This is a genomic window from Paraburkholderia mimosarum LMG 23256 = NBRC 106338 (assembly GCF_000739815.1).
GTDB lineage: Bacteria > Pseudomonadota > Gammaproteobacteria > Burkholderiales > Burkholderiaceae > Paraburkholderia > Paraburkholderia mimosarum.
On record NZ_BBJJ01000061.1, the window covers coordinates 1 to 25,805 of the forward strand.

Annotated in this window: 20 protein-coding genes; 16 read left to right on the forward strand and 4 right to left on the reverse strand. The window is 64.3% G+C overall.

Going from position 1 to position 25,805, the window contains the following annotated elements; genetic code table 11:
• Positions 1–88: 88 nt before the first annotated feature.
• Entirely contained in the window at positions 89–1,018 is a 930-nt protein-coding gene (locus BMI01S_RS28890) for a LysR family transcriptional regulator (protein ID WP_028232169.1), read from the forward strand.
• 102 nt (positions 1,019–1,120) lie between these two features.
• Here BMI01S_RS28890 and BMI01S_RS28895 read toward each other — a convergent pair whose 3' ends face one another.
• Both BMI01S_RS28895 and BMI01S_RS28900 read right to left on the reverse strand, forming a co-directional pair.
• Positions 1,121–2,701 (reverse strand): cation:proton antiporter, encoded by a 1,581-nt coding sequence (locus tag BMI01S_RS28895; RefSeq protein ID WP_028232170.1) that lies wholly within the window; start codon positions 2,699–2,701, stop codon positions 1,121–1,123.
• Positions 2,702–2,749: 48 nt separating this feature from the next.
• Positions 2,750–3,025 (reverse strand): DUF1427 family protein, encoded by a 276-nt coding sequence (locus BMI01S_RS28900; protein WP_028212236.1) that lies wholly within the window; start codon positions 3,023–3,025, stop codon positions 2,750–2,752.
• A gap of 283 nt (positions 3,026–3,308) precedes the next feature.
• On the opposite strand from BMI01S_RS28900, the gene BMI01S_RS28905 reads away from it, so the two are divergent.
• The 7 genes from BMI01S_RS28905 to BMI01S_RS28935 all read left to right on the forward strand — a co-directional run bounded on the left by BMI01S_RS28905 (position 3,309) and on the right by BMI01S_RS28935 (position 9,984).
• Entirely contained in the window at positions 3,309–3,995 is a 687-nt protein-coding gene (locus BMI01S_RS28905; protein ID WP_028212235.1) for a hydrolase, read from the forward strand.
• Between the two features lie 244 nt (positions 3,996–4,239).
• Complete coding sequence (locus BMI01S_RS28910) at positions 4,240–4,407, forward strand: DUF1427 family protein (protein WP_036019146.1); 168 nt, start codon at positions 4,240–4,242, stop codon at positions 4,405–4,407.
• A 27-nt stretch (positions 4,408–4,434) separates the two neighbouring features.
• The gene (locus BMI01S_RS28915; protein ID WP_028232171.1) at positions 4,435–6,324 is read left to right on the forward strand and encodes an amidohydrolase; all 1,890 of its coding nucleotides are present in this window, start codon (positions 4,435–4,437) and stop codon (positions 6,322–6,324) included.
• Position 6,325: 1 nt separating this feature from the next.
• Positions 6,326–6,772, forward strand: a complete 447-nt coding sequence (locus BMI01S_RS28920) for a DoxX family protein (protein ID WP_028232172.1) — start codon at positions 6,326–6,328, stop codon at positions 6,770–6,772.
• Between the two features lie 40 nt (positions 6,773–6,812).
• Positions 6,813–7,727, forward strand: a complete 915-nt coding sequence (locus tag BMI01S_RS28925) for a VOC family protein (RefSeq protein ID WP_028232173.1) — start codon at positions 6,813–6,815, stop codon at positions 7,725–7,727.
• Positions 7,724–8,419, forward strand: coding sequence for a YoaK family protein (locus BMI01S_RS28930; RefSeq protein ID WP_028232174.1), 696 nt, complete (start codon positions 7,724–7,726; stop codon positions 8,417–8,419). Before BMI01S_RS28925 ends, BMI01S_RS28930 begins: the two co-directional genes overlap by 4 nt.
• Before the next feature lie 47 nt (positions 8,420–8,466).
• Positions 8,467–9,984 carry an alginate export family protein gene (locus BMI01S_RS28935; protein ID WP_028212230.1) on the forward strand — a complete coding sequence of 506 codons (1,518 nt, stop codon included), beginning with the start codon at positions 8,467–8,469 and terminating at the stop codon, positions 9,982–9,984.
• On the opposite strand, the gene BMI01S_RS28940 is transcribed toward BMI01S_RS28935, so the two are convergent.
• Entirely contained in the window at positions 9,968–10,921 is a 954-nt protein-coding gene (locus BMI01S_RS28940; protein ID WP_042291402.1) for a helix-turn-helix domain-containing protein, read from the reverse strand. The genes BMI01S_RS28935 and BMI01S_RS28940 overlap by 17 nt on opposite strands.
• Positions 10,922–11,441: 520 nt before the next feature.
• On the opposite strand from BMI01S_RS28940, the gene BMI01S_RS28945 reads away from it, so the two are divergent.
• The 5 genes from BMI01S_RS28945 to BMI01S_RS28965 all read left to right on the forward strand — a co-directional run bounded on the left by BMI01S_RS28945 (position 11,442) and on the right by BMI01S_RS28965 (position 18,651).
• Positions 11,442–14,354 carry an ATP-binding protein gene (locus tag BMI01S_RS28945; RefSeq protein WP_042291404.1) on the forward strand — a complete coding sequence of 971 codons (2,913 nt, stop codon included), beginning with the start codon at positions 11,442–11,444 and terminating at the stop codon, positions 14,352–14,354.
• A 182-nt stretch (positions 14,355–14,536) separates the two neighbouring features.
• On the forward strand, positions 14,537–15,520 hold the full coding sequence (locus BMI01S_RS28950; RefSeq protein ID WP_028212229.1) for an alpha/beta fold hydrolase: 984 nt from the start codon (positions 14,537–14,539) through the stop codon (positions 15,518–15,520).
• Between the two features lie 83 nt (positions 15,521–15,603).
• Positions 15,604–17,490 carry an amidohydrolase gene (locus BMI01S_RS28955; RefSeq protein ID WP_028232175.1) on the forward strand — a complete coding sequence of 629 codons (1,887 nt, stop codon included), beginning with the start codon at positions 15,604–15,606 and terminating at the stop codon, positions 17,488–17,490.
• Positions 17,491–17,576: 86 nt separating this feature from the next.
• A complete protein-coding gene (locus BMI01S_RS28960; RefSeq protein WP_028212227.1) occupies positions 17,577–18,245 on the forward strand; it encodes an HD domain-containing protein in 669 nt (222 codons plus the stop codon).
• Positions 18,246–18,339: 94 nt separating this feature from the next.
• The gene (locus BMI01S_RS28965; protein WP_154671368.1) at positions 18,340–18,651 is read left to right on the forward strand and encodes a hypothetical protein; all 312 of its coding nucleotides are present in this window, start codon (positions 18,340–18,342) and stop codon (positions 18,649–18,651) included.
• Between the two features lie 129 nt (positions 18,652–18,780).
• On the opposite strand, the gene BMI01S_RS28970 is transcribed toward BMI01S_RS28965, so the two are convergent.
• Positions 18,781–20,655 (reverse strand): pyruvate kinase, encoded by a 1,875-nt coding sequence (locus BMI01S_RS28970; RefSeq protein WP_028232177.1) that lies wholly within the window; start codon positions 20,653–20,655, stop codon positions 18,781–18,783.
• A 393-nt stretch (positions 20,656–21,048) separates the two neighbouring features.
• On the opposite strand from BMI01S_RS28970, the gene BMI01S_RS28975 reads away from it, so the two are divergent.
• From BMI01S_RS28975 to BMI01S_RS28985, 3 genes are all read left to right on the forward strand, one after another.
• Entirely contained in the window at positions 21,049–23,448 is a 2,400-nt protein-coding gene (locus BMI01S_RS28975; RefSeq protein ID WP_028232178.1) for a phosphoketolase family protein, read from the forward strand.
• A 197-nt stretch (positions 23,449–23,645) separates the two neighbouring features.
• On the forward strand, positions 23,646–24,449 hold the full coding sequence (locus BMI01S_RS28980) for a transporter substrate-binding domain-containing protein (protein WP_028212223.1): 804 nt from the start codon (positions 23,646–23,648) through the stop codon (positions 24,447–24,449).
• 721 nt (positions 24,450–25,170) lie between these two features.
• The gene (locus BMI01S_RS28985; RefSeq protein WP_028212222.1) at positions 25,171–25,743 is read left to right on the forward strand and encodes a TetR/AcrR family transcriptional regulator; all 573 of its coding nucleotides are present in this window, start codon (positions 25,171–25,173) and stop codon (positions 25,741–25,743) included.
• Positions 25,744–25,805: the final 62 nt, after the last annotated feature.

The following is a 25,805-nucleotide window of genomic DNA, read 5'->3' on the forward strand; positions in this document are numbered from 1 at the left end:
CAATCTGGCCATTAATTCATAGGGCTCGGGCCGTCGGACCCGTCACCGGCACAGCGGCCGAAAAACTTCCCGCTGGCATAATCGGCAGATGGACAAACTTCTCGCGCTCAATACGCTTCTCGAGGTCGCGGACGCAGGCGGCTTCGCCAAAGCCGCCCAGCGCCTCGGGGTGGCGACGTCGTCCGTCACACGTCTGATGGATGCGCTCGAAGCCTCGCTCGGCACGGCGCTGCTCACGCGCACGCCGCGCCGCGTCAGCCTGACCGATGCGGGCACGGCGTATGTCGAGCAGGTCTCGAAGGTGCTCGACGATCTCGCCCAGGCCGACGAAAGCGTGCTCGACAGCGGCGGCGCCCCAGCGGGCGCGCTGCGCATCACGGTGCCGTCCGTCTACAACCGCGTGGTTCTCGCGCCGCATCTGGCGGCGTATCTGCGCGAATATCCGCGCGTAGCGCTCGACGTGGTGGTCGCCGATCATTTCGTAGACCTTGGCATCGAGCGTATCGACATCGCCGTGCGTATCGGGCTGCCGTCGGGCGATCCCAATCTCATCGTGCGCAGGCTCGCCGACAATCCACGCATTGTCGTCGCGAACCACGACTATCTCGAACACGCCGGCATGCCCCGGCACCCTGGCGAACTGGCAGAACGCGAATGCCTGCGCATCGCGTACGGCGGCAGTTATCGCGCCCGCCAGGTCTGGACGTTCTCGCGCGGCCCAGGGGAAGACGAAGCGGAGGAAAAGGTGAACGTGCGCGGGCGCCTCATTTCCAACAACCTCGACATGCTGCTCGAAGCGGCGCTGGCGGGGCAGGGTTTTGCGCTGCTGCCCGCGTGGCTTGTCGACGAGCACATCCGCGCGGGCCGCCTGATGCACTGTTTCGACGACTGGCGCGTGACGCCGCATAACGGCGACGCCGTCGCCTACGCCGCGTATCTCCCCAACCGGCGCCATTCGACCAAAGTGCGCACCTTGCTGCAATTCCTCGAAGCGCGCGTGGGCCAGGCGACGGGCTAGCGCCGCGCGATGGCGGGTAAATTGAGAATAATTCAGCGGCGCTCGGTGCCCGCAGCTTCCACGCGCTGTCAATATGGATTGAACCGTGAGACGAGCACCGCGTCACGGTTCGAGCAGGCGCAACAGGCGCAACTCCTCCAGATCGAGTTCGGACTCGATACGATGCAGCACGGCGTCGTCGACCTTGCCGTCCTGATGCAGATCGAGCAATGCGTCGCGCGATACGCCCACCAGATCGAGTTCGACGCGCAGGAAGCGCGCACGGTGCTCGACCTGTTCGGCGCCAAACGCGTGCGCGTTCTCGTTCGCGGCAACGCGGATCCGGTATTCGGTGACGAGGCGCTCGAATGTCGCGTGTTCGATGCCGGACGTCTCTTTGCCGGTCGTTTCGAGCGCGGCCAGCGACGCGCCGAACATGTGCACGCGCGCCTCGTGCTCGGACATGGTAGGGCGTTCGCCCGGGCGTAGCCCGAGTAGCCGGATGAGCAGCGCGAGGCTCCCGCCTTGCAGGACAAGTGTCGCGATGATGAGCAGGAAGGTGCTGAAGACGATCAGATCGCGCCCAGGAAAACTGCCCGGCAGCGCAAGCGCGGCCGCGAGGCTGACGACCCCCCGCATGCCGGCCCATCCGAGCACGACCGCCTCGCCGAACGACCACGGTCGAGCCCCGGGCGTCCTGCTGCGGATGCGTCCTGGCAGCCAGACCGCCGCGAACGCCCACAGGAGGCGGGCGACGATTGCCGCCGCGGTAGCCGGCAAAGCGACGCGCAGGCCAGCGATCCATACCGCGCTTTCCTGATTCACGCGCGCGAGGATGCCGTGCAGCGCGAGGCCGATCAGGATGAACACGAGCGCGTCCAGTACGAACACGATCGCTTCCCAGGTTGCCTTGGCCTTGATACGCATATCGGCGTCGAATACCCGATGCTGCCGGATGCCCAGCACGAGGCCACAGGTCACGACGGAAAGCACGCCCGAGCCGTGCGCGGCTTCGGCGATGCCGTAGCTCCCCCAGGCGGCCACGAAGGTCACGACGATGCCGAGCATCGGATCGTGCAGACGCGGAAGTACCCAGCACATCGCCTGGCCGCATAGAAGCCCGACCGCGACGCCGATCAGCGTGAGCGTGACGAACAGGCCCGTTCCGCCCGCAATGGTGATCGTGCTCGCCAGCGCGGCCGACACTGCGATCTGGTAGAGCAGCAGGCCGGACGCGTCGTTGACGAGGCTCTCGCCTTCCAGCACGGCTACGAGCCTCGCGGGCAGCGGGTTGCGCTGCAAGATCGCCTTCGCGGCCACGGCGTCGGGAGGCGAGACGATCGCCCCCAGCGCGAAGCAAGCGGCCCATGGCAGGCCGGGATTGAAGGCGTGCACCGCGGCGGCGACTGCGAACGTCGTGAACGTCACGGCGCCGAGCACGAGCGACACGATGGTGCCGATCTCCCGTTGGAATTCCTTCCACGCCGTATAGAACGCGCTCGACATCAACAGTGGCGGCATGACCGCTGCGAGCAGCAGGTCGGGGTCCATGTCGGGCACGCGCTTGCCGGCAACCGCGATCGCGCAGCCACCCACCAGCAGCACGACGGCAGGCGGAATGGCCAGGCGGCCGGCGAGCCAGGTCAGCGCGCCCGCGCCGCAGATCAGCAGCAACAGGTATTGAAAGAGTTCGACGTTGTTCATTCGTGTGCTGCAGATGGCGCGGCGCGCACTCGTGCGAGTGGCGGACCGTCAGGAAGTTTGCTGGTCGCGTGCGGCCGCGTCGGGTACCTGAGCACCTGGCAGGCGCCCGAACATGTGCTGGCTGCATTTCGCTTCGCGCCATGCGGCGCCCGGCTTCAGGCCTGCTAGCACCTGTCGTGCGAGCGGCAGGATCTGCTCGCCGGCCAGCATGCCCAGCAGGCCGAGCAACGCGATCGTGGGCGGTGCCGGCGACTGCACGCCGATCGCACCATAAACGACTCCGGCAAGGATGCCGGCGCATAGCGAAAGGAAATACGGCTTCATGTTGCGGACCTCGTTGACGGGCAGCAGGGTTGCACAGCGCTTGGGGAGAAACGCTTTGAAGCGTAGCGGGTTCGCGGGATCGAGAGAAGGCCGATTCAGATTATTTAAGGATCAATTTTGCGAATCAGATTATTTCCGGTTTTTTCATTATCGATTTTCTGGGTTTGCATGTGAAATGAATGCTGCTGGACAACAGCTTTCGCAGCGAAAACGTAGGTTGGCATCCACCCGATCACTCCGGCGAGGCGGACTTGCTCCGGCCGGTTCAATGGACATACAAATCATGACTAATCCGAAACTCGAAGTACTCACCCCGCAGAACAGCCAGCTCATCATCATCGATCAGCAGCCGCAAATGGCCTTCGGCGTGCAGTCGATCGACCGCCAGGTGCTGAAGAACAACGTCGTCGCCCTCGCCAAGGCGGCCAAGGTCTTCCGGATTCCGACCACGATCACCACGGTCGAGACGCAAAGCTTCTCGGGGTTCACGTATCCGGAACTGCTCGACGTGTTTCCTGACCACAAACTGCTCGAGCGCACGTCGATGAATTCGTGGGACGACCAGAAGGTGCGCGATGCGCTTGCCGCTAACGGCCGCAAGAAAGTGGTCGTGGCGGGCCTGTGGACGGAGGTCTGCAATACGACGTTCGCGCTCTGCGCCATGCTCGAAGGCGACTACGAAATCTACATGGTGGCCGACGCATCGGGCGGCACGTCCAAGGATGCGCACGATTATTCGATGCAGCGCATGATCCAGGCCGGCGTCGTGCCCGTTACGTGGCAGCAGGTAATGCTCGAATGGCAGCGCGACTGGGCGCGCCGCGAAACCTACGACGCGGTGATGGCGATTGCCAAGGAACACTCGGGCGCGTACGGCATGGGCGTCGACTATGCGTACACCATGGTCCACAAGGCGCCGCAACGCACGAACGAGCAGCATGAGCTGCTCGCCGCGGTGCCTGCGAAGTAAACGCGTTCTTCACGCTTGCGCAAGCGGGATGCGGCGCGCTCCCTGCTAAGGCGCCGCCTGCTTGCGCACACAAGGTAATACGGAAACAGCACGCGGAGCGTGCGCCCGGTGCTCGCGTTCGGGCAGGGTTTTTCATGTTGGCAGTCCAGTCCAGAAGAAGGCACGGCATATACCTCTTCTTGAGATAAGGACAACAAAATATTGCTGGCAAACAGCGTTCTGAACCGACTGTGAGAGTGATCGTATGGAACCTTATCTGGTGTCACTGGGTGCGGGCGTGTTGATCGGCGTGATCTACAGCGTGCTCAAGGTCCGCTCGCCGGCGCCGCCGCTCATTGCCCTGGTCGGGTTGTTGGGCATGTTGATCGGCGCGCAGGTCGTTCCCACCCTCAAGCCGTTGTTCGGCTTTTAATCGTATTGAGTCAAGCGAGGAAACGCAATGAGCGCCACCGGTAGCCAACCCGATCTCATTCTGCATAACGGGCGGTTCACGACATTGGACCGTTCGAATCCGGTCGCCACTGCGGTGGCGATTGCCGACGGCCGCTTCGTGGCGGTCGGCAGCGATGCCGACGTCGTCCCGCTCGCAGGCCGCGCGACGAAAGTCATCGATCTCGCTGGCCGGCCCGCGCTGCCCGGTCTGATCGACAATCACCTGCATCTGATCCGCGGCGGTCTCAACTACAACATGGAGCTGCGCTGGGATGGCGTGCGCTCGCTCGCCATCGCCATGGAAATGCTCAAGCGGCAGGTTGCGATCACGCCGGCGCCCCAATGGGTGCGCGTGGTCGGTGGCTTCACTGAACACCAGTTCGTGGAAAAGCGCCTGCCGACGATCGAGGAGCTCAACTCGGCGGCGCCCGATACGCCCGTGTTCATCCTGCATCTGTACGACCGTGCGTTGCTCAATAGAGCCGCGCTGCGTGTAGTCGGCTATACGAAGGACACGCCGGAGCCGCCGGGAGGCACGATCCTGCGCGATGGCGCAGGCAATCCCACCGGCCTGCTGCTCGCCAGTCCCAATGCCGCGATCCTTTACGCCACGCTCGCGAAGGGCCCGAAACTGCCGCCCGAGTATCAATACAATTCGACGCGCCATTTCATGCGCGAGTTGAACCGGCTCGGGGTGACAGGCGCCATCGACGCCGGCGGCGGATCGCAGAATTACCCCGACGATTACGAAGTCATTCGCAAGCTGCACGACGCGGGCGAGATGACGATTCGCATTGCTTATAATCTGTTCACGCAAAAGCCGAAGGCCGAGAAAGAGGACTTCGTGAACTGGACCAGCACGGTCAAGTATCACGACGGGACGGACTATTTCCGCCAGAACGGCGCGGGCGAGATGCTCGTGTTTTCGGCGGCCGACTTCGAGGACTTCCGCGTCGCGCGCCCGGAGCTTGCGCCCGAGATGGAGGACGAACTCGAAGGCGTGGTGCGCGTGCTTGCACAGAATCGCTGGCCATGGCGGCTGCACGCGACTTACGACGAAACGATCAGCCGCGCGCTCGACGTGTTCGAGAAGGTCAACAAGGACATTCCGCTCGCCGGCATCAACTGGTTTTTCGATCATGCGGAAACCGTGTCCGAACGTTCGATGGATCGTATCGCGGCACTGGGCGGCGGGATCGCGGTGCAGCACCGCATGGCCTACCAGGGCGAATACTTCGTGGAGCAATACGGCGCGCGTGCAGCCGAAGCGACGCCGCCCGTCGCGAGGATGCTCGAGAAGGGCCTGAAAGTCTCCGCGGGCACCGACGCGACGCGCGTGGCTTCGTACAACCCGTGGGTGTCGCTCGCCTGGCTGGTGAGCGGCAAGACGGTCGCCGGCCTGCGCCTGTATCCGCAGCGCAACCTGCTCGACCGTGAAACGGCCCTGCGCATGTGGACGGAATATGTCACCTGGTTCTCGAACGAGGAAGGCAAGAAAGGCCGCATCGCGGTTGGGCAACTGGCCGACCTGATGGTGCCGGACCGCGACTTCTTCGCGTGCGCCGAGGACGACATTGCCGATACCACCGCGCTGCTCACCGTGGTGGGCGGCCGGATCGTCTGGGGCGCGGGCCCGTTCTCGCAGCACGACGCGCCGATTCCCCACGCGATGCCCGACTGGTCGCCGGTGCGCCAGTATGGCGGCTATGGCGGCTGGGGCGCGACGCAGAACAACGGTGCGCCGCTGCAACGAGCCGCCGCGGCGGCGATGTGCGGCTGCGCGAGTGCGTGCAACATGCACGGTCATGCGCACGCGGGCGCGTGGGGTAGCGCGCTGCCCGTTTCGGACGCGAAGGCATTCTGGGGCGCGCTTGGCTGCTCGTGCTGGGCGATCTGAAATGGCGACAATGACCGCCCGCGGCAGTCCCGCATGGGTTCGCACGTTGCTTTCGCAGCCGTGGGTCGCGCCCCTCGCACGCCTTGCGCTCGTGTCGGCGTTCCTGATCGGCGGCATCGACAAGGCGATGAACTTCGGCGCGGCGATCGCCGAGCAGGCGCATTTCGGCTTGCGGCCCGCTGCGCTCTGGGCCGCGCTCGCGGTCGCCGTCGAGATCGGCGGCTCGCTGTGCGTGATTTTTCGTCGCTTCGTGTGGATCGGCGCAGGCGGCCTTGGCATTCTCACCATCGTCGCGATGCTGGTTGCCAACGACTTCTGGAACCAGACCGGGGTCGCGCGGTTCATGGCGCTCAACGGTTTTTTCGAGCACCTCGGCCTCGTCGCAGCACTCGTGCTCGCGACCCTCTGCAGCGAAGCGGAAGATGCTGCCGGTCGCAGCATTGTCTGATTCATTGAACAGTAGAACGAAACAAACAGGGAATATCGTTATGAAACCCATCCGCTCGGCGTTGCTTGCCGTCATGATTGCGTGCGGTCTCGCCGCTTCGCCGGTGACCTTCGCGAAGCCGCCTGTCATGGACGCCGGAACGCCCGCCGTTGCCGTCGGTCCGCAGTACGACACGACGCACGTGTACGTCGCGCCCGAGGATTACGATCGCTTCACCGACAGCTTCGTGGCGACCTTCGGCGGCAGCAAGTCGAAGCAAGGCGTTTTCCAGGTGACGCCCACGCCCAGCCAGACAATGTCGCAACTCGTGTTCACGCCGGTGGGCACGATCTCCGTGTTCGGCTTCAAGACGCCCATGCCTTACCCCTTCGGCGCCGAGCGCACGGGCTACCTCGTGACCGACATGGACGCCGCGGTGAACGCGGCGCGCGCGCACGGCGCCGATGTGGTCGTCGATACGTTCCCCGACCCCATCGGCCGCGACGTGGTCATCCAGTGGCCGGGCGGCGTGAACATGCAACTCTACTGGCATACCCAGGCGCCGCACTACGACGCGCTGCAGACGGTTCCCGAGAACCGCGTCTACGTGTCGGCGCAGAGCGTGCACAAGCTCGTTCACGATTTCGTGAAGTTCTCGCACGGCAAGGTGGTGTCCGATGACCTCAAGGCGCCGGGCGTCGAAATCGGCCGGCCGGACGACACCTATCGGCGCATTCGCATCGAGTCGGGCTTCGGCAAGATGACCGTGCTCGTGACGGATGGCCATCTGCCTTACCCGTTCGGCCGGGAGACCACGGGCTATGAAGTCTCGAAGCTCGACGAGACGCTGCAGAAGGCGAAGGCCGCCGGCGTGACGGTGCTCGTGCCGCCGTTCGAATCGGACGGGCGCGAAGCCGCCATCGTCCAGTTCCCTGGCGGCTATGTGGCCGAGATCCACGCCAGCGTGGCGAAATGAAATCCGAGGACACGATCCTTGCCGCGATCGCCGGGTTTGTCGATACGTTGAGCTTCGTCGCGCTGTTCGGGCTGTTCACGGCGCACGTGACGGGCAACTTCGTGCTGATCGGCGCGGGCGTCGCGGGCTATGGCCAGGACATTCTGCTCAAGCTCATTGTGTTTCCCGCGTTCATCGGCGGGGTCGTGGCCAGCAGTGTGATGGTGCGTTCGCTCTCGGCGCGGCATGCACGCCACGGCGCGCGCCTGCTCCACGCGGTGCAGGCCGTGCTCATGCTCGGCTTTTGCCTCGCCGGTGTATGGGCGGCGCCGGTCGGCCAGCCCCACGGTGTCGCGGCGATCGTCGCTGGTGTCGTCGGCGCGTTCGCGATGGGTGTGCAAAACGCGCATCCGAAGCTGATCCAGCGTTTCGGTGTGCCCAACACGGTGATGACGGGCAACGTCACGCAAGCGATCCTGGACGTGGTCGACATGTTTGCGGCCGACGCGGCCGGGAGCGTGCGCGCGGCGGCCCGCTCGCGATTCGCGCAGACGGCGCCGGCCATCGTGGCATTCGCGATCGGCGCGATTGCGGGCGCGATGGGCTTTCGTCACCTCGGATTCTGGGCGCTGCTCGCGCCCGCGTGCGCGCTCGCGGGCCTTGCGCTGACCACCGGCGAGCACGAACGCGCGGCGGCACCGGGACGCATATGAGCGGTGCGGACGATTACAACCCCAAGCGGGGAATGACAAGGAAATCCATGGCATTGACCACGACGCGCGGACGTCGATTCGAAAAGACCGCAAGCCTGACCGCCATCGCCGGGCTCTTGCTGGGCGGCGCTAATGCGGCGCTCGCGGATCCGGCTGCTGCGCCCGTAGCAGACGTGACGCCCGCGGCCGGCGCTATCGATGCCGCCGGTGGCGCCGCGGCGGCGACCGCTGACGCGGCGGCGGCTGCGTGCAACGCCAAAAGGCCCGTCGTGCTGTTCAATCGCTGGCAGGAAGACTGGTCCGTGCTCGCCAACCCCTGTGTGCAGCGCGAACCGCTCGACGGCCTCAAGTACATTCCGCTCGGCGGCGACCCGTCTTCGTATCTCTCGCTCGGCGTGAACCTGCGTGAGCGCCTCGAAACCAATAATGCGCCGCTGTTCGGCATCGGCTCGGCGCAGTCGGACACCTATGTGATTCAGCGCGTGCAGGTCCATGCCGACGCGCATATCGCCGAACACTGGCAATTCTTCGTGCAACTCGAGGATGCACGCGCGTTCGGCAAGAACGTGGTGACGCCCGTCGACAAGAATCCACTGGATCTCGAGCAGGCGTTCGCGACCTGGACGGGCGCGGTCGGCGGCGGCACGTTCAAGTTCCGCGTAGGCCGGCAGGAGATGGCGTTCGACTTGCAGCGTTTCGTTTCGGTGCGTGATGGTCCGAACGTTCGTCAGGCTTTCGATGCGGTCTGGGCCGACTACGAATACCAGAAGTGGCGCTTCATCGCTTACGCGACGCAGCCGGTGCAGTATCGCAACGCGACGGTGTTCGACGACATATCGAATCGCGATCTCACCTTCAGCGGCGTACGCTTCGAGCGCCAGTCGCTGGGTCCGGGCGATGTTTCCGGCTACTGGTCGCGCTACAACCGCAGCAAAGCGCGATACCTCGACGCAAGCGGCCCCGAGCGTCGCGACGTTTGGGATCTGCGTTATACCGGTACGCACGGCAGCTTCGACTGGGACATCGAAGGCATGCTGCAAACGGGAACGGTCGGGAACAGCACGATCGGCGCGTGGGCAGTGGGTTCGATCGCGGGCTACAAGCTCGACCTGCCGTGGTCGCCCCACATCGGCCTGCAAATCGACGCGGCTTCGGGTGACCGGCATCCGCACGATGGCCGCGTGGAAACGTTCAATCCGCTGTTTCCGAACGGTTATTACTTCACGCTAGCCGGCTACACGGGATACACGAACCTCGTCCACATCAAGCCGTCCATTACGCTCAAGCCGGCGGCGAATCTCGCGCTGCTCGGCGCGCTGGGCTTTCAGTGGCGCGAGACGACCGGCGACGCGGTGTATCAACAGGCGAGTCAGATCGTGCCGGGCACTGCGGGCAAGGGCAGCCTGTGGACGGGCATGTATGTGCAGTTGCGCGCCGACTGGACCATGGCCGCCAACCTGATTGGCTCGATCGAAGCCGTGCATTTCCAGGTAGGCAACACGATCCGTCAAGCGGGCGGGCACAACGCCGATTACGCCGGCGTGGAACTCAAGTACGGGTGGTAGGACTCGCATCGCGCGAGCCGCCGCTTTCAAAACCGGTGCGCCGGCGCCACGCGCCGGGCGTCATGCCCAGCACCTTGAGGAACATGCGACTCAAGTGACTTTGATCGGCAAAGCCGCACAGCGTGGCAATTTCCGAGAGCGTCATGCCGGTTCGTTCGACGAGCTGGCGCGCTTGTTCCGTGCGCTGTTCCAGCAGCCACTGGTGGGGCGTTTTCCCTGTCGACCGGGAGAACGCGCGAATGAAGTATCCGCGCGAGAGATTGCATTCGCGCGCGATGTCGGCAATGGAGGCGTTCGCACGCGTTTTATCGAGCAACAGTTCCTTGGCGCGGGCCTCGTTGACGGCAGAGAGCGCACCTCTCGCGCGCTCGCCGCCCGAACCGAAATTGCCGTACTGCCGCGCGAGATGGGTGCCGATGGCAAGCCCGACCTGCTCGACGAAAAGCCGGTTGAGCGGCCCGGCGACTTCGAGATTTTCCGCTAGCGCGCGCGCCAGATGCCCCAGCACGGGGTCTTTCGGATCGGGGCCACACGTCAAGCCCCCAATCGCGGGAATATTGTGTTCGTCCTCGAGCCGGGTGAGAAACGAACGCGAGAGCTCGACGAGAACGAAATCGAAGCTCCCGTACATGTCCGCTTGATACGCTTGCGAAAAATCGCGGATATAGATCGAGTCGACTTCAAAGCGCCTGTCGAGAGCACGCGCGCCCTGAAAAATCTTTCTCCGGTGGCCGTTGGCCAGCGACACGCCCACCAGAAAGCCGCGCTCACACGCATCTGTCGCCACGCGGCTCAAGTCGGGCTCTGCCATGCATTTGCGGTAAAAGTTAATATCCCCACTGTCGAAATGGATGTTTTTCCGCAATTTGCTGGAAACACACCCCAGATTGTCTTTTGGCGCGCTTGAATGACAGGTGATCGACTCTGGCGGAATCATGGACGGCGACCTTGAATCGGGGCAACCCCGGTAAGTAGTCAGGGCGAAGTCAATACGGGTATGACCGGGTCGAGATGACTTTCATACCAGCGTGGCTTCGCAGCGGCAACGCGCTTCTCATCGCGCCAAAGGATGCGGGAATGAATAACGGTCCTCGCGAATGCGATTATCCCCGAAAAAAACTCCGCAAAAAAATGTACGTGTCGAGCCTCTTTCTTTCCGTCGGCGCGCGAAGGGTGGGCAAAGGGTGAGAAAATGCGGCGGACTTTTATTCAAGACGAATTGGTTACCGCTGATTACACTTTGCCCGAAGCGACACGCAGAACAGTCGCAAAGCGCGGCATTCGCGCGATAGCCTTCCGTCGGCCATCGAATTCGATGGCTATGGAGGCTTTGGAACCGGGTAGGATGAGCCTCGGTTCAAAACATTCGATTCAATCGGAATGACTAAACGAATGTTTAACAAGGGGGGTGTCGCGAAGCAATTCGCGCTTCACACGACTATTACCTGGAGATGACCATGATTCAGATCGGCGCGTTGCGGGTCAGTTTCGAGCGGCGCGAGATTTGGCGCAATGGCCTTTCCGTACGGATCGGGGCCCGCGCGTTCGATGTGCTCGAAGCGCTCTATCGTGCGCACGGGACCCTGGTCTCGAAAGACGCGATCATGGACGCTGTCTGGCCCAATACCGTCGTCGAGGAAAATAGCCTTCAGGTCCACATCGCGGCGCTGCGCAAGCTGCTGGGCGCCGATCGCGATCTCATCAAGACCGTGCCCGGACGCGGCTATGTGCTCGTCGGCGCAGGCACGGAGAATAGCGGCGCGGCAAGCGGCAGCGCCGTCGCGCGCGAGGGCGCGTCGGCGCCGAGGGCTGCTCACCCAATCGGGCGTGAAAGCGAAATCGCGCTGATCCTGGCGCAGCTCGAAGTGGCTCCCGTGACCACGGTGGTCGGCGCGGGAGGAATCGGCAAGACCTGCCTTGCGCGGTACATCGCGAGCGAGATGCAAAGCCGGTTTGGCCGGGCGGTCTGCCTCGTGGAGCTGGGCAACGCGAGCTCGAGCGAAACCGTGCTCGCCACGGTGGCCGCGGCACTCGGACAGCACGCCGGTCCCGGCGAGACCTGCGAAGACGTCATCTCCCGCGCGGTGGAGGCGTCGAACTGCCTGCTCGTGCTGGACAACGCAGAACATGTGATCGATGTCGTCGCGAGCCTCGCCGACACGCTGGTCTCGCGCAACCACGCTGCGCGTCTGCTCGTGACGAGCCGGGAGCCGCTGCACATCAGGGGGGAATCGGTGCTGCGGCTCGAGCCGCTCGCCGTGCCTGCGAGCGGCCTGCCAACCGAGGCGATACTCGGGTGTTCGGCCGTCGCGCTCTTTCTCTGCCGCGCCCGCGCGCTGGCGCCCGATTGTGCGCGAGACGAGCCGAGCATCGAACGGGTCGCCGAAATCTGCCGGCGGCTCGAAGGCCTTCCGCTCGCGATCGAACTGGCTGCCGCGCGCGTGGCGACGCTCGGCGTGGAAGGCGTGGCCTCGCGCCTCGACGACCGGCTCAACCTGCTCACGGGGGGACTGCGCTCGACCTTGCCACGGCATCAAACATTGCGCGCGACGTTCGAATGGAGCTACACGCTGCTCGATGCCGCCTCGCGCACCTTGTTCAGGCGCGTGGGTTGCTTCGCGGGCACCTTCACATTCGAGGCGGTCTGCGCGGTGGCGGCCGAGCCCGGCATGTCGATTGCCGTGATCGTTTCGAGCCTTTCCGAGCTCGCGGCCAAATCCATGCTCAACGTCGAGTTTCACGGTGCCATTGCGCTGTACCGGCTCACCGAGAGCACGCGTGCGTATGCACTCGAAAAACTGCGCGACGAAGGAGAATCGCAGGTCATCGGCGCGCGCCATGTGCGCTATATGCGCGAGCGTATCGAAGAGAGCGGTTCTTTCGTCGCTCAGCCGGAGAACGGGCAAGACGCCAGCGCGCGCCTTTCGCTCGACGATGCACGCAACGCCTACGAATGGGCCTTCTCCGCGGACGGCGATCCCGCGCTGGGCGTCGCGCTGGCGGGCGCACTCGTGGGCACGCTCCTCGGCGCATCGCACGTGCGCGAATGCTGCGAGCGGGCGCGCCGCGCGCTCGCGGTGCTCGACAGTCTGCCCGCGGGCTCGGTGGATGCCGTATGCGAAATGAAGCTCTGTGCGGCCTACGCGTCCACGCTCATGCATGCGGGCGACAACGTAGGCACGGCGCTGTCTCTGTGGGAGCGCGTGCAACGGCTTGCGCGTGAGGCGGGCGATGCCGAGTTCGCGTCCGACGCGCTCTGGGGCCTGTGGAACACCATGCTGGCGACTGGCGATATCCATACGTCGCTGCGCTATGCCACGCGTTTCCAGCAAGCCGCCACGGCCAGCGATTCGCCGTGGCGACAATGGCTCGCGGAGCAAATGATCGCCATCTCGCTCCATTGTTTCGGCGAACACGATCAGGCCCGCGAGCGTCTCGAACGCACGGTGAACGCCATTAGCGGACTGGGCTCGCGCAATCCGGCGCGCGGCTGGCTGTCGGTTTGTCCACTGATCTACGCGTGCGGCACGCTTGCGCGCATTGCGCTGCTGCAATGCGATCCGGCGCGCGCGATGCAGCTCCTCGAACGCACGCTGGAGCTGATCCGCGGCGATATGCTCGAACCGTCGCTGTGCCATGTGCTCGCCGTCGCGGCCGTGCCCATTGCGCTCGATTGCGGCGAACACCAGGCCGCCGCAAACTATCTGGCCTTGCTGCGCTCACAGGCGGCGAGCCATCGTCTGGAGATCTGGCTGGACTACGCCGAGTGTCTGACCGCGAAGGTCGACATGATGGCCGGGCGCGGCGAGGCCGCGCTCGAACGGCTCGAGCCGGCGCTTCGACGGCTCGCTGCGCGCGGCTTCCGGCGCGTGGTCACGCCGTTCGTGGTGTTGCACGCCCAGGCGCTCGCGGGTGCGGGCCGCCTCGATGAAGGCCGTGTGCTGCTGGACGAGACCATCGTGTCCGCGAGGGCAAATGGCGAGCGATTCTTCGAGCCGGAGCTGCTGCGCTCGCGCGGCTGGCTGGAATTGCAGCGTGCGAAGCTGCCGGGTGCTTCGGCAAAAGAAGCCGCGCAGCGCGTAGCGGAGGGGCAGAGGCTCCTTGGCGCTGCCATGGAACAGGCGAATGCCGATGGCGCGCCGCTTTGGGAAATGCGCGCCGCGCTCGATCTGGCCGTGCATCTGATCGAAACGGGGAACGTTACGCGCGCCGCCGCTCTTATCGATGGCATGACCGCGCGCGTGGACATTGCATCGAAGTCGCCGGACGTTTTGCGCCTTGTGAAGCTCGCGCAAATGCTCGACGAGACCGGCGCTTGCCTGGCCAGGCCTGCGCCGCAGGCCGCCATTGCTTCGAGCGCCACCACCTGAATCGTTCTGCTTCAGAAACTTTCAGCTCACGCCAAGGACTTTAGAACGCTCCGTCACTAAGCTGCCATCAGGCATGCGGCGAAGATCGACCACGTCTAGCAGATCGCCGCATCGCCATCCAATACAACGCGCAGTGACATCGCCCGGCGCACGCGGGAGCGATGCAACGACGGAGAACCAGCATGAGCACGCAGCAACTCGATACGTCCATTCCCTCGGCGTCGCGCCGCAGGCTGCTTTCGGCGAGCGCAGGTGTGGCAGGCGCAGTGGCCGCCATGTCGAGCGTCGCGGCCGCCGCGACCGGCGCCGCGCCGCAAGCGCATGGCACGGGTCACCACCACGGTGGCGGGTACGTGAGCGCGAAGGACGGCACGCAGATCTACTTCAAGGATTGGGGCACGGGCGTGCCCGTGGTGTTCTCGCATGGCTGGCCGCTTTGCGCGGATGCGTGGGACGCGCAGATGCTCTTCCTCGTGAACCAGGGCTACCGCGTCATTGCGCACGATCGCCGCGGGCATGGCCGCTCGGGCCAGCCGTCGGGCGGCAACGATATGGACACCTATGCAGACGATCTGGCTGCGGTACTCGATTCGCTCGACGTGAAGGGCGCGATGCTCGTGGGCCATTCCACGGGCGGCGGCGAGGTGGCGCACTACATTGGCCGCCACGGCGAGAAGCGCGTGGCAAAGGCCGTGCTGATCGGTGCCGTGCCGCCGCAAATGGTCAAGTCGGCGAACAATCCGAATGGCCTGCCGATGTCGGTGTTCGACGGTATTCGCGCCGGCGTGGCCGCGAACCGCTCGCAGTTCTACCTCGATCTCGCGACGCCGTTCTACGGCTTCAACCGTCCCAATGCCAAAGTCTCCCAAGGGCTGGTGCAGGACTTCTGGCGCCAGGGCATGGCGGGGTCGATCAAGGGCCAGTATGAGTGCATCAAGCAGTTCTCCGAAGTCGACTACACCGAAGACCTCAAGAAGATCAGCGTGCCCACGCTCATTCTGCACGGCGACGACGACCAGATCGTACCGATCGACGATTCGGCGAAGCTGTCCGCGAAGATCGTCAGGAACGCGACGCTCAAAGTGTATGCCGGGGCGCCGCACGGCATGTGCAGCACGCACGTCGATCAGGTCAACGCAGACCTGATCGCCTTCCTCAAGTCCTGACACGACGCACGCCGTTCCGGGTGACGCGCGTGAAGACGCGCGTCACCCGGAACGCTTCAAATCGAGAACACACGAAGGCGTCGATGAGCGCACCTGATCAACCTGCCCGCATCGCCGACCTGGTGATCTACAACGGCAAGATCGCAACCCAGGACGAACGCCGCTCGTTCGTCGCGGCACTGGCCGTGGCCGACGGCAATATCGTGGCGAGCGGCAGCGAGCGCGATGTCATGCTATGGGCGCGCGCCGACGCGCGCCGCATCGACCTGAACGGCCGCACCGTGATTCCGGGGCTCAACGACTCGCATCTGCACATGATCCGCGGCGGGTTGAACTTCAACATGGAACTGCGCTGGGACGGCGTGCCGTCGCTTGCCGACGCGCTCGACATGCTGCGCGCCCAGGTCGCGCGCACGCCCGCGCCGCAATGGGTGCGCGTGGTGGGCGGCTGGAACGAATTCCAGTTTGTGGAGAAGCGCGGACCCACGCTCGAGGAAATCAATGCCATCGCGCCCGACACGCCGGTTTTCATCCTGCACCTCTACGACTGCGCGCTGCTCAACGCCGCGGCATTGCGCGCGGCCGGCTATGACCGCGGCACGCCCAATCCGCCGGGCGGCGAAATCCAGCGCGACAGACGCGGCAATCCCACCGGCATGCTGATTGCGCGGCCGAATGCGGGACTGCTTTACGCCACGCTGGCGAAAGGCCCGAAGCTCGGCTTCGACGATCAGATGAATTCGTCGCGCCAGTTCATGCGGGAACTGAATCGCCTGGCGGTGACGAGCGCCATCGATGCGGGCGGCGGCTATCAGGCCTGGCCCGACGACTACGCCGTCGTCATGGAGCTCGCCAAACGCGACCAGTTGACCGTGCGTATCGCGTACAACCTCTTTACGCAGAACGCGAAACGCGAGATCGAGGACTTCGCGAAGTGGGCGAAGGCCACGCGTCCCGGCGAAGGCGGTGATTTTCTCAAGCTCAACGGCGCGGGCGAGATGCTGGTGTTCTCGGCGGCGGACTTCGAAGACTTTCTCGAACCGCGTCCCGACCTGCCGGGCGAGATGGAAGAGGAGCTTGAAGATGTCGTGCGTCTGCTCGTGCAGAACCGCTGGCCGTTCCGCCTGCACGCGACCTACGACGAGTCGATCGACCGCTTCCTGAATGTATTCGAGCGCGTGAACGCCGACACGCCGTTCAATGGCCTACGCTGGTTCTTCGATCACTGCGAGACGATCTCGGATCGCAACATCGAACGTATCGCCGCGCTTGGCGGCGGCATCGCCGTTCAGCACCGCATGGCTTTTCAGGGCGAGTATTTCATCGCGCGCTACGGCACGCAGGCCGCGGCCCAAACGCCGCCCGTGCGCAAGATGCTCGAAGCCGGTCTGCCCGTGGGCGCGGGTACGGACGCCACGCGCGTGGCGAGCTACAACCCCTTCGTTTCGCTCTACTGGCTCGTTTCCGGACGCACCGTGGGCGGCACGCCCATGTATGCGCCGCGCGACCGCCTCGAACGCATGGAGGCGCTGCGCCGCTATACGGTGGGCAGCGCGTGGTTCTCGAACGACGAGACCCGAAAGGGCGCGCTCGTGCCGGGGCAATTCGCCGATTTCGCCGTGCTGAGCGACGACTTCTTCACGATCGGCGAAGAGGACATCAAGCACCTGACTTCGGTGCTCACCGTAGTGAACGGCCGCGTGGTCTACGCCGACGCGGAGTTCGAAGCGCTCGCGCCGCCTGCGCTGCCCGTGAGCCCGTCGTGGTCGCCCGTCGCGGAGTTCGGCGGCTATGCGCGCTACCGTCCCGTCACTGCGAACGACGCGCTCGCCCAGTCGTGCAGCAGCGCGTGCGCGAACCTGTGCGGCGTGCACAAGCACGCGCATGGCTGGGCGTGGCGCAGCAACGTGCCCGCACGCGATGCCAACGCCTTCTGGGGCGCGCTCGGCTGCAGTTGCTTCGCGTTCTGAGCAGCGCGCGCGTAGCGCCATGAACCAATCGACGCAACCGTGTGAACGCGGCGTGAGGCGTCGGATCACAAAGAGAGGAGGCAGGCATGTGGACATCATCCGGTGCAGCGAGCCTGGAAGTGGCCGGTGTGCGCATTCCGTCCACGTCGCTGGCGAGGGCAGCCGAGGAGAGCGCCCGCGCGTCGCTGCCGGCAGTGCTGCTCGGCCACGCGAAGCGCGTGTTCGTGTTCGCGGCATTGAGCGCCAGGCGCGACGGCCTTGCGTGCGACGCGCAGACGCTCTATGTGAGCGCGTTGTACGCGAACATGGGCCTGAGCGCGGCCTACGCGCATTCGACCATGCGCTACGAGCTGGACAGTGCCGACGCCGCGCGGCGGCTTCTGCATCATCACGGCGCGAGTGCGCGCGAGCAGGACGAAGCGTGGCTTGCGATCGCGCTGCACACCTCGCCGGGCATCCCGGAGCGCATCTCCCCGCTCGCGGCCGTGCTCGCGGCGGCGGTGAGCACCGACCTCGTCGCCGCGCAGTTCGATTCCTATACGGGCCGCGAGCGTGCCGGAGTGCTCGCCGCGTATCCGCGCGGCAAGGGCTTCAAGGACGCGATCATCGGTGCGATGGGGTACGGCATGAAACACCGGCCGCAAACGAGCTTCGGCACGCGCAACGCCGACCTGCTCGACCGCATCGATCCGAACTATTGCCGCGAGAACTTCTGCGGGAAGATTCTTGGCTCGCAATGGCAGGACCACGCGTGAAGGCGCAGCCACGTCTTTCGCGCATTTTGGGCGCAATGCCGACTACGTCGGCGTCCGGGCTCGGCTGGCAGACCATGGCATGGCAAGAGAAAAGATGCACACACAACCCTATAGTCTCGAACTGGTGCGGCTCGCCGCCGCGGCGCGTGCGAACATCGATGACGCGCGCGTCTGGCGCTGGTACGCCGATCTCATGGAAGACGATCGCGTGAGCTGCATGCGAATCCGCAACGGCTGGCGGATCACCGTCGACGGACGCTCCACGGTGGAGGACGAGTCGTTCGATTGCGCGGTACGCCGCGCCGCGCAGATGTGGAGCGACATCGCACAGGCCCAGGTCAAGCTGAAACGCCGCCGCAAAACCGCAGCGAAGACGCAAACGTTCGATGTGCCGCAACTTTGGTGATTCGGGCAAACGCTTTAGTCTCACGCGCTGCGCCCCCATTGTGCTGCGACAGTCGAATGTGCGAGCGCGCGGTGCGATACGAAGCCGGCGGTCCTGCCGGAGTATCTGGCCGATTGCGCGTCGCGAACGCTAGCCGACGCTGCCGGCCACTCGCAGCTTGCGCAGCCGGGCGGTTTTTTTGTGCTGGTGCTCCTCGATGCGCACCAGCACATCCCTTAGGAAAGCTAATGTTTCGAGAATGTATGGCCCCTTGTTGAGCATCACGCACTCGGCGCGGCTGCCCATCGCCGCGTCGCTGACTTCCGCGCGTGAAGGCATGCCTCCCTTGGCGAGCGATTCGAGCACCTGGGTGGCCCAGATGACCGGCACGTGCGCGGCTTCGCATAGCCACAGGATTTCTTCCTGCACTTCGGACAGGCGCTCGAAACCCACTTCCACGCCCAGATCGCCGCGGGCGATCATCACGGCGATGGGCGGATGCCGCATCGCGCTCAGCAAAAGCTCCGGTAGCCGGCTGAATGCGGTTTTCGTTTCGATCTTGAGGATGATGCCAAGGTGCGACGCGTCGAGCCGCGCGAGCTCGTGCAGCAGGTCGTCGATGTCGTTCGCGCGCTGAACGAACGACATGGCGACGGCGTCCGCATGCTGCGCGACGAACGCGAGATCCTCGATGTCTTTGGGCGTCAGTGCGGGTAACGCAAGATTCGATTCCGGCAGGTTGATGCCCTTCCCGGACCGAAGTTTCGCCGTACCCCCTGCGGTGCCTGTGATCTCGACCCGCAAACGGTCGTCGACGATATCGCGAATCACACCCTGGATCTTGCCGTCGTCAAACAGGATCGGCTCGCCGATACGCACGCCGCCGAACACCTCGGCGAGCGCACACGAGACGAACGCCGGTTGCGCGACGCGGCCCTCGTCGTCGTAGATTGCATCGCGCCCGGGCGCCTCGCCTCGAACGACTTCCAGGACATCGCCGACCCGCAGCGAAATCCATTGTTCGACTGCCGGCAACGCGCCCACCTTTCCCTTGACGATCAACGACTGCCCTCGCCGCAATACGAAGCGCAGTCCGGGAATGACATAGGCCGACCTGTCGGTTTCGCATAGACACTCGCCAGGACGAACTTCGATGACGGCAAGCACACGCTCGCGGCCGCGCGCATCGACGAATGCAATGCTGTCGCCCGGTTTCGCGTGGCTGAGGAGCGACGCTTCGACCGGAATCGACGGAACATCCCCATCGCATCCCGTGATGTCTTCCTCCGTTAGCCGCACACGGGCGAGACGGGTCACTTGCCCCAGCGCGTTGCGGCTCGGCCGCAACTTGAAGACGGCCGGACCGGGCGCAATGGGACCGGTACGGAGCTTTGGGCCCGCGAGGTCGAACGAAATCAGGCATCGTTCACCAAGCTCGCGCTCGGCGTGGCGAAGATGCTCGACCATGCGCTGCCAGATCGCCGGGGAATCGCGGGCGCAATTGATCCGCATGATGCCCATGCCCGCTTCGACGAGTCGGCGAATCAGATCCGGATCGTCGGCCGCCTCCCCGGGCATCGTGACCATGATCCGGGTCCGGCGCCCTTGTGGCCCGGCGCCCAGGATCGCTTCCGCGTGCGCTTCGAGCAAGGCTGGGCCGCTATCGAAGGTGATCGACGGATCTTCGATAACATCGGTGGGAACGGGTTCGGCCAGCAGCGTGTACAGCACGCGTAGCACGGCCTGCAGCGAGGCCATGACGCGCGACTCCATGCGTCCCAGCGAACTGAGCCCGAGGCGCGCGAGATCGTCCTGAAGGGCTCGCACGTCATGGCGACGCACCGCGAGGTAGTGGACCAGATTGACCGTGCTGGCCCGCATCGAGGCCGCCGCGAGGTCGAACGCTGCGCAAGATCCGTGCTCCGCTGCGAGGGCGGCGAGCCGCAATTCCTCGACGCCGTCTTTCACTTGCGCGAGCCGGGTCTCCCAGGCCAGGGCGTTCCCGGTTTCTTGCGTGCTATTCATCGCAGGCCACTCCCACGTGGACCATCATGTTCCGTCCGCCGTCAACGCCAATCCCGGCTGCGGGCCAAACTTTCACCGTAGTCAGGCAGCATGACAGTTGCATGAATTGCCACCATTGCCGCGCTACCGCCAATTCCCGTTCGCAAACGCGTTGAATGCCAGGCGGGGCACGGGTTTCCGATCGGTCACGTTTTGCCGCGCGCGAAGGGGTAGCTGACTTGTCATGCCAGACTTTCTTGAATTGCCCGTGCAGTAACGTATCCTGCGGTCAGTATGCACCTGGCTTTTCCCTCTGTTGGCCAGTCCCGCGCGGTCGCCGCAAGCGCCGGCCCCTCGACCGACCGTCAACGCCCGCGCGGCGCAACCCCGCGGCATGGGCAAGGAGATGCAGATATGGGCAATACCGCCTCTTCGGACATTCCCCTCCAGGCAACGCCACTCGACAACGACGAGCTTCGAGCCATCGACGGCTGGTGGCGCGCATGCAATTACCTGTCGGTGGGCATGATCTTCCTGATAGACAACCCGCTGCTGCGAGAGCCGCTGAAGCCGGAGCACGTCAAGGCGCGTCTGCTCGGGCATTGGGGCGCGAGTCCGGCGCTCTCTTTCGTCTGGGCGCACCTGAACCGGCTCATCCGGCGCGATGATCTCAACATGATCTTCATGGCGGGCCCGGGCCACGGCGCGCCTGGCGTGCTCGGGCCCGCCTGGCTCGAAGGCACGTATTCGGAGGTGTATCCGGACAAGAGCGAAGACGCCGAGGGCATGCAGAAGTTCTTCAAGCAGTTCTCGTTTCCGGGGCATATCGGCTCGCATGTGACGCCTGAAACGCCCGGCTCGATCCACGAGGGAGGCGAACTGGGCTACAGCCTCTCTCACGCCTATGGCGCGGCGCTCGACAATCCGGACCTGATCGTGGCGTGCGTGATCGGAGACGGCGAAGCCGAGACCGGGCCCCTGGCGACGGCATGGCATTCGAACAAGTTCGTCAATCCTGTGCGTGACGGGACGGTGCTGCCCATCCTCAACCTCAACGGCTACAAGATCGCCAACCCGACGGTGCTTTCGCGCATCAGCCACGAAGAACTGGAGTCGTTGTTCGTCGGCTACGGCTACCGGCCTTATTTCGTCGAGGGAGACGACCACGAAGCGATGCACCAGAAAATGGCGGCGACGCTCGACGCCGTAGCCGCCGAGATTCGGGCGATTCGCGAACGCGCGCGTAGCGCCGGCACGGTGGAGCGGCCACGCTGGCCGATGATCGTGCTGCGCACGCCCAAAGGCTGGAGCGGACCCAAGGAAATCAACGGCCACAAGGTCGAAGGATCGTGGCGCGCGCACCAGGTGCCATTCTCCGACGTGCGCGGCAATGCGGCGAACCTCGCGGTGCTGGAAACCTGGCTGCGCAGTTACCGGCCGGAAGAGCTTTTCGACGAGAACGGCAGGCTGGTGCCCGAACTGAGAGCGCTTGCGCCGCGCGGACCGCGTCGTATGAGCGCCAATCCGCATGCCAATGGCGGGATATTGCGCCGCGAGTTGAAGCTGCCTGATTTTCGGGCCTACGCCGTCGACGTGACGCAACCCGGAAAGATCCTCCGGGAAAACACGCGGCCGCTCGGCGAGTACCTGCGCGACGTCATGCGCTGCAATATGCAAACGTTCCGCGTATTCGGGCCTGACGAGACGGCATCGAATCGCCTGCAGGCGATCTATGAGGTTTCGAAAAAAGTCTGGATGGCCGATCTCTTGCCCGAGGACGAGGACGGCGGCGAACTCGCTCGCGATGGCCGCGTCATGGAAATCCTTTCCGAGCACACGTTGATGGGCTGGCTCGAAGGATATCTGCTTACCGGACGCCACGGCTTTTTCCACACTTACGAAGCCTTCGCGCACGTGGTCGATTCGATGTTCAACCAGCACGCAAAATGGCTCGACATCTGCAAGAACCATGTGCCGTGGCGCGCCTCGGTGGCCTCGCAGAATATCCTGCTTTCGTCGACGGTGTGGCGCCAGGATCACAACGGCTTTTCGCACCAGGACCCGGGCTTTATCGATCTGGTCACCAACAAGAGCCCATCGGTGACCCGCGTTTATCTGCCGCCCGACGCCAACACGCTGCTCGTCACTGCAGATCATTGCCTGCGCTCGACGAACTGCATCAACGTGATCGTGGCCGACAAGCAAAAGCATCTCCAGTTCACGACGATCGACGAGGCGGTCGTGCATTGCGCAAAGGGAATCGGCGTGTGGCGCCGGGCGTGCTCCGACGAAGGCGCCGAGCCGGATGTTGTGATGGCATGCTGCGGCGATGTCGCGACCCAGGAAGCGCTGGCGGCAACCGCGATCCTGCGCGAACGACTTCCCGAACTCAAGCTGCGCTTCGTGAACGTGGTCGATCTCTTCAAGATGCAACCGATCACCGAGCATCCACATGGCTCCAAGCCTCGTGAGTTCGATAGTCTGTTCACGGTCGACAAACCGGTGATCTTCAACTTCCACGGATATCCGTGGTTGATCCACAAGCTCTCCTATCGATTTCGCAATCACGACAACATGCATGTGCGCGGCTACAAGGAGAAGGGCAATATCAACACGCCGCTCGAACTGGCCATCCTCAATCAGGTCGACCGCTTCAATCTCGTCATCGACGTGCTGGACCGCGTGCCGCGCTTGCAGGGCAGAACCGCGCATCTTCGGGAAGACATGAGGAACGCCATCATCAGCAACCTGAACTACGCGCACACGTATGGCATCGACCGCGCCGAGATCACGGACTGGGTCTGGCCGGAGTAGCGGCGCATCTGCATGCCGCTTGACACCATCGAGCGGCGAAAGTCAGCGCGGGAAAGTACTCAGATGCGCGGACTTCGGCCGCGCTGCCGATCGTAGTATTCTCTACCGACGCGGCTTTCGGGGGACGCTCATGTGCCGTCGCGAAGCAGTCCAGTAGCCGGAATAACCCAAACACTCACATAACGAGGAGAGATTCAATGAAGCTGTCGAAACTCCTGTTCACCAGCGCGCTGGCCGTATCGGCACTCGGATTTACCGCCGTTTCCGCGTATGCGGAAGATCTGCTGGATTCCGTCAAACAGGCCGGGGTGCTCAAGATCGGCCTCGAAGGCACCTATCCTCCGTTCGATTCGCGCGACAGCAAGGGCGAACTCGTCGGCTTCGACGTGGATGTCGCGAAAGCCGTGGCCGCCAAGCTCGGCGTCAAGCCCGAATTCATCCCTACCGAGTGGAGCGGCATTATCGCGGCGCTGCAGTCCGGCAAGTTCGACGTGATCGTCAACCAGGTGACGATCACGCCGCAGCGCCAGCAGGCGCTCGACTTCAGCCAGCCGTACACGTACTCGGCGGCCCAGCTCATTCAGCGCTCCGACGACAAGCGCGACTTCAAGTCGCTCGACGAGTTCAAGGGCGACAAAAAGCTCGGCGTGACGCTCGGCACCAACTACGACCAGATGGCGCGCGCCGTGCCCGGCATCAACGTGCAGACTTATCCCGGCGCGCCCGAGAAACTGCGCGACCTGGCCGCGAAGCGCATCGACGCGACGATCGACGACCGTCTGATGCTGCCGTACATCATCAAGACGTCGCAGCTGCCGCTGCGTCCGGGTGCGGTGCTCAAGGGCGCCGATCAGCAACAGGGCATTCCGTTCCGCAAGGGCAACCCGAAATTCGAAAAGGCGATCAACGACGCACTGACCTCCCTGAAGGAGGACGGTACGCTCAAGAAGATCTCCATGCACTGGTTCGGCCAGGACGTCACGCAGCCCGCAGCGCAGTAACGCCTCGCGCAATGGCATTCGATCGCGCTGGCCGGGTTTTTGGCCAGCGCGATTGCTTCACGTGCTGAAGCATTGCCTGTGTTGGAGGTCGCAGCTCCGGCGCCTCCTGGAAGGGGAGGCACTCACGCCCAAACCGTCGAAGCGCGTCAGGGCTACACGCGTTCAATTCGCCCCGCTGTTGTCCGCCCAGACCGGCGCGCCACCCCAAGGTCAAGCCGTTCATGAAGGTAGCCATCGATACCGCGATGGTTGCGCAGACAAGCTTCGCGCTGTTTTGAGCATCAAGAGCGGGGCGGACAGGAACTTGCCTCGCGTGGGGGAATCGGTTCCCCACGGTCCCCGGTTGCCCACACGGTGCGACGAGGCTTTCAGTCTGGCGATCTGTTGGGCTTCGGGATCGGTTCACCAACCCTGTTATGTTGACCGCTCACCATTCCAGCGTGAGCATGCCTTTTATCTCCTGTAGATAGAACGCGTCACGAATAAACGCGAACCCCCTCACTTTCCTTCCTCTGTCGTGCGGACCTGGCTGCTATGTGCGGTCTGCTGGTCGTTGTCTTCGTCGCGTGGATTTTGGCGGGCGGCGCAAACCGTGTTCAATGCGAAGACATGTTCGCTAACTAACGCATGGATGAGCGGGTTTCATCAAAAAAGTGTCTTGACTTGCGTTTAGATGATGACTAGCATCTAAATCACATCGAGTCACGAAGCAGGGCGGATCATGAGGAAGTCGAGGGAAGAAGCTGCCGAAACGCGCCGGCGCATCGTGGCGGTCGCGGCCGAAGCGTTCAGGGCCAACGGCATTCACGCAACGGGCCTTGCCGACGTCATGGCGGCTGCGGGACTGACTCATGGCGGCTTCTACCGGCATTTCGAATCGAAGGACCAGCTGGTCGCGCAGGCGTGCGAAGCGGGGCTTGCCGGCATTGTCGGCACGCTTGCCGGCGCGGCGCAGGGGTGCGAGGGGGAGGAGGCGTACCGCGCCATCGTCGATGCGTACCTTTCCACCGGCCATCGCGACGCGCCCGCGAACGGTTGCCCGTTCGCAAGCATGGGCAGCGAACTGGCCCGTGCGGACGAGGCCACGCGCGCGGCAGCATGGCGCGGGGCCGAGGAACTCATCGACATGCTGGCCGCACGCATGGGCACGCCGGAGGAAAAGGCGGACCGCACGCAGGCCGTGTTCGCATTCGCCGCCATGGTCGGCGCGCTGACCATGGCGAGAATCATCCCGGACGCCGACGCTTCCACGTCGCTGCTCGAAGACGTCAGGCAAAACATTGAAATGATTTGAACGTAAGCAGTCGCCGAGGTCATGGCGACTTTCGCTCGCCCTCAAATGTGCATATGCACTGA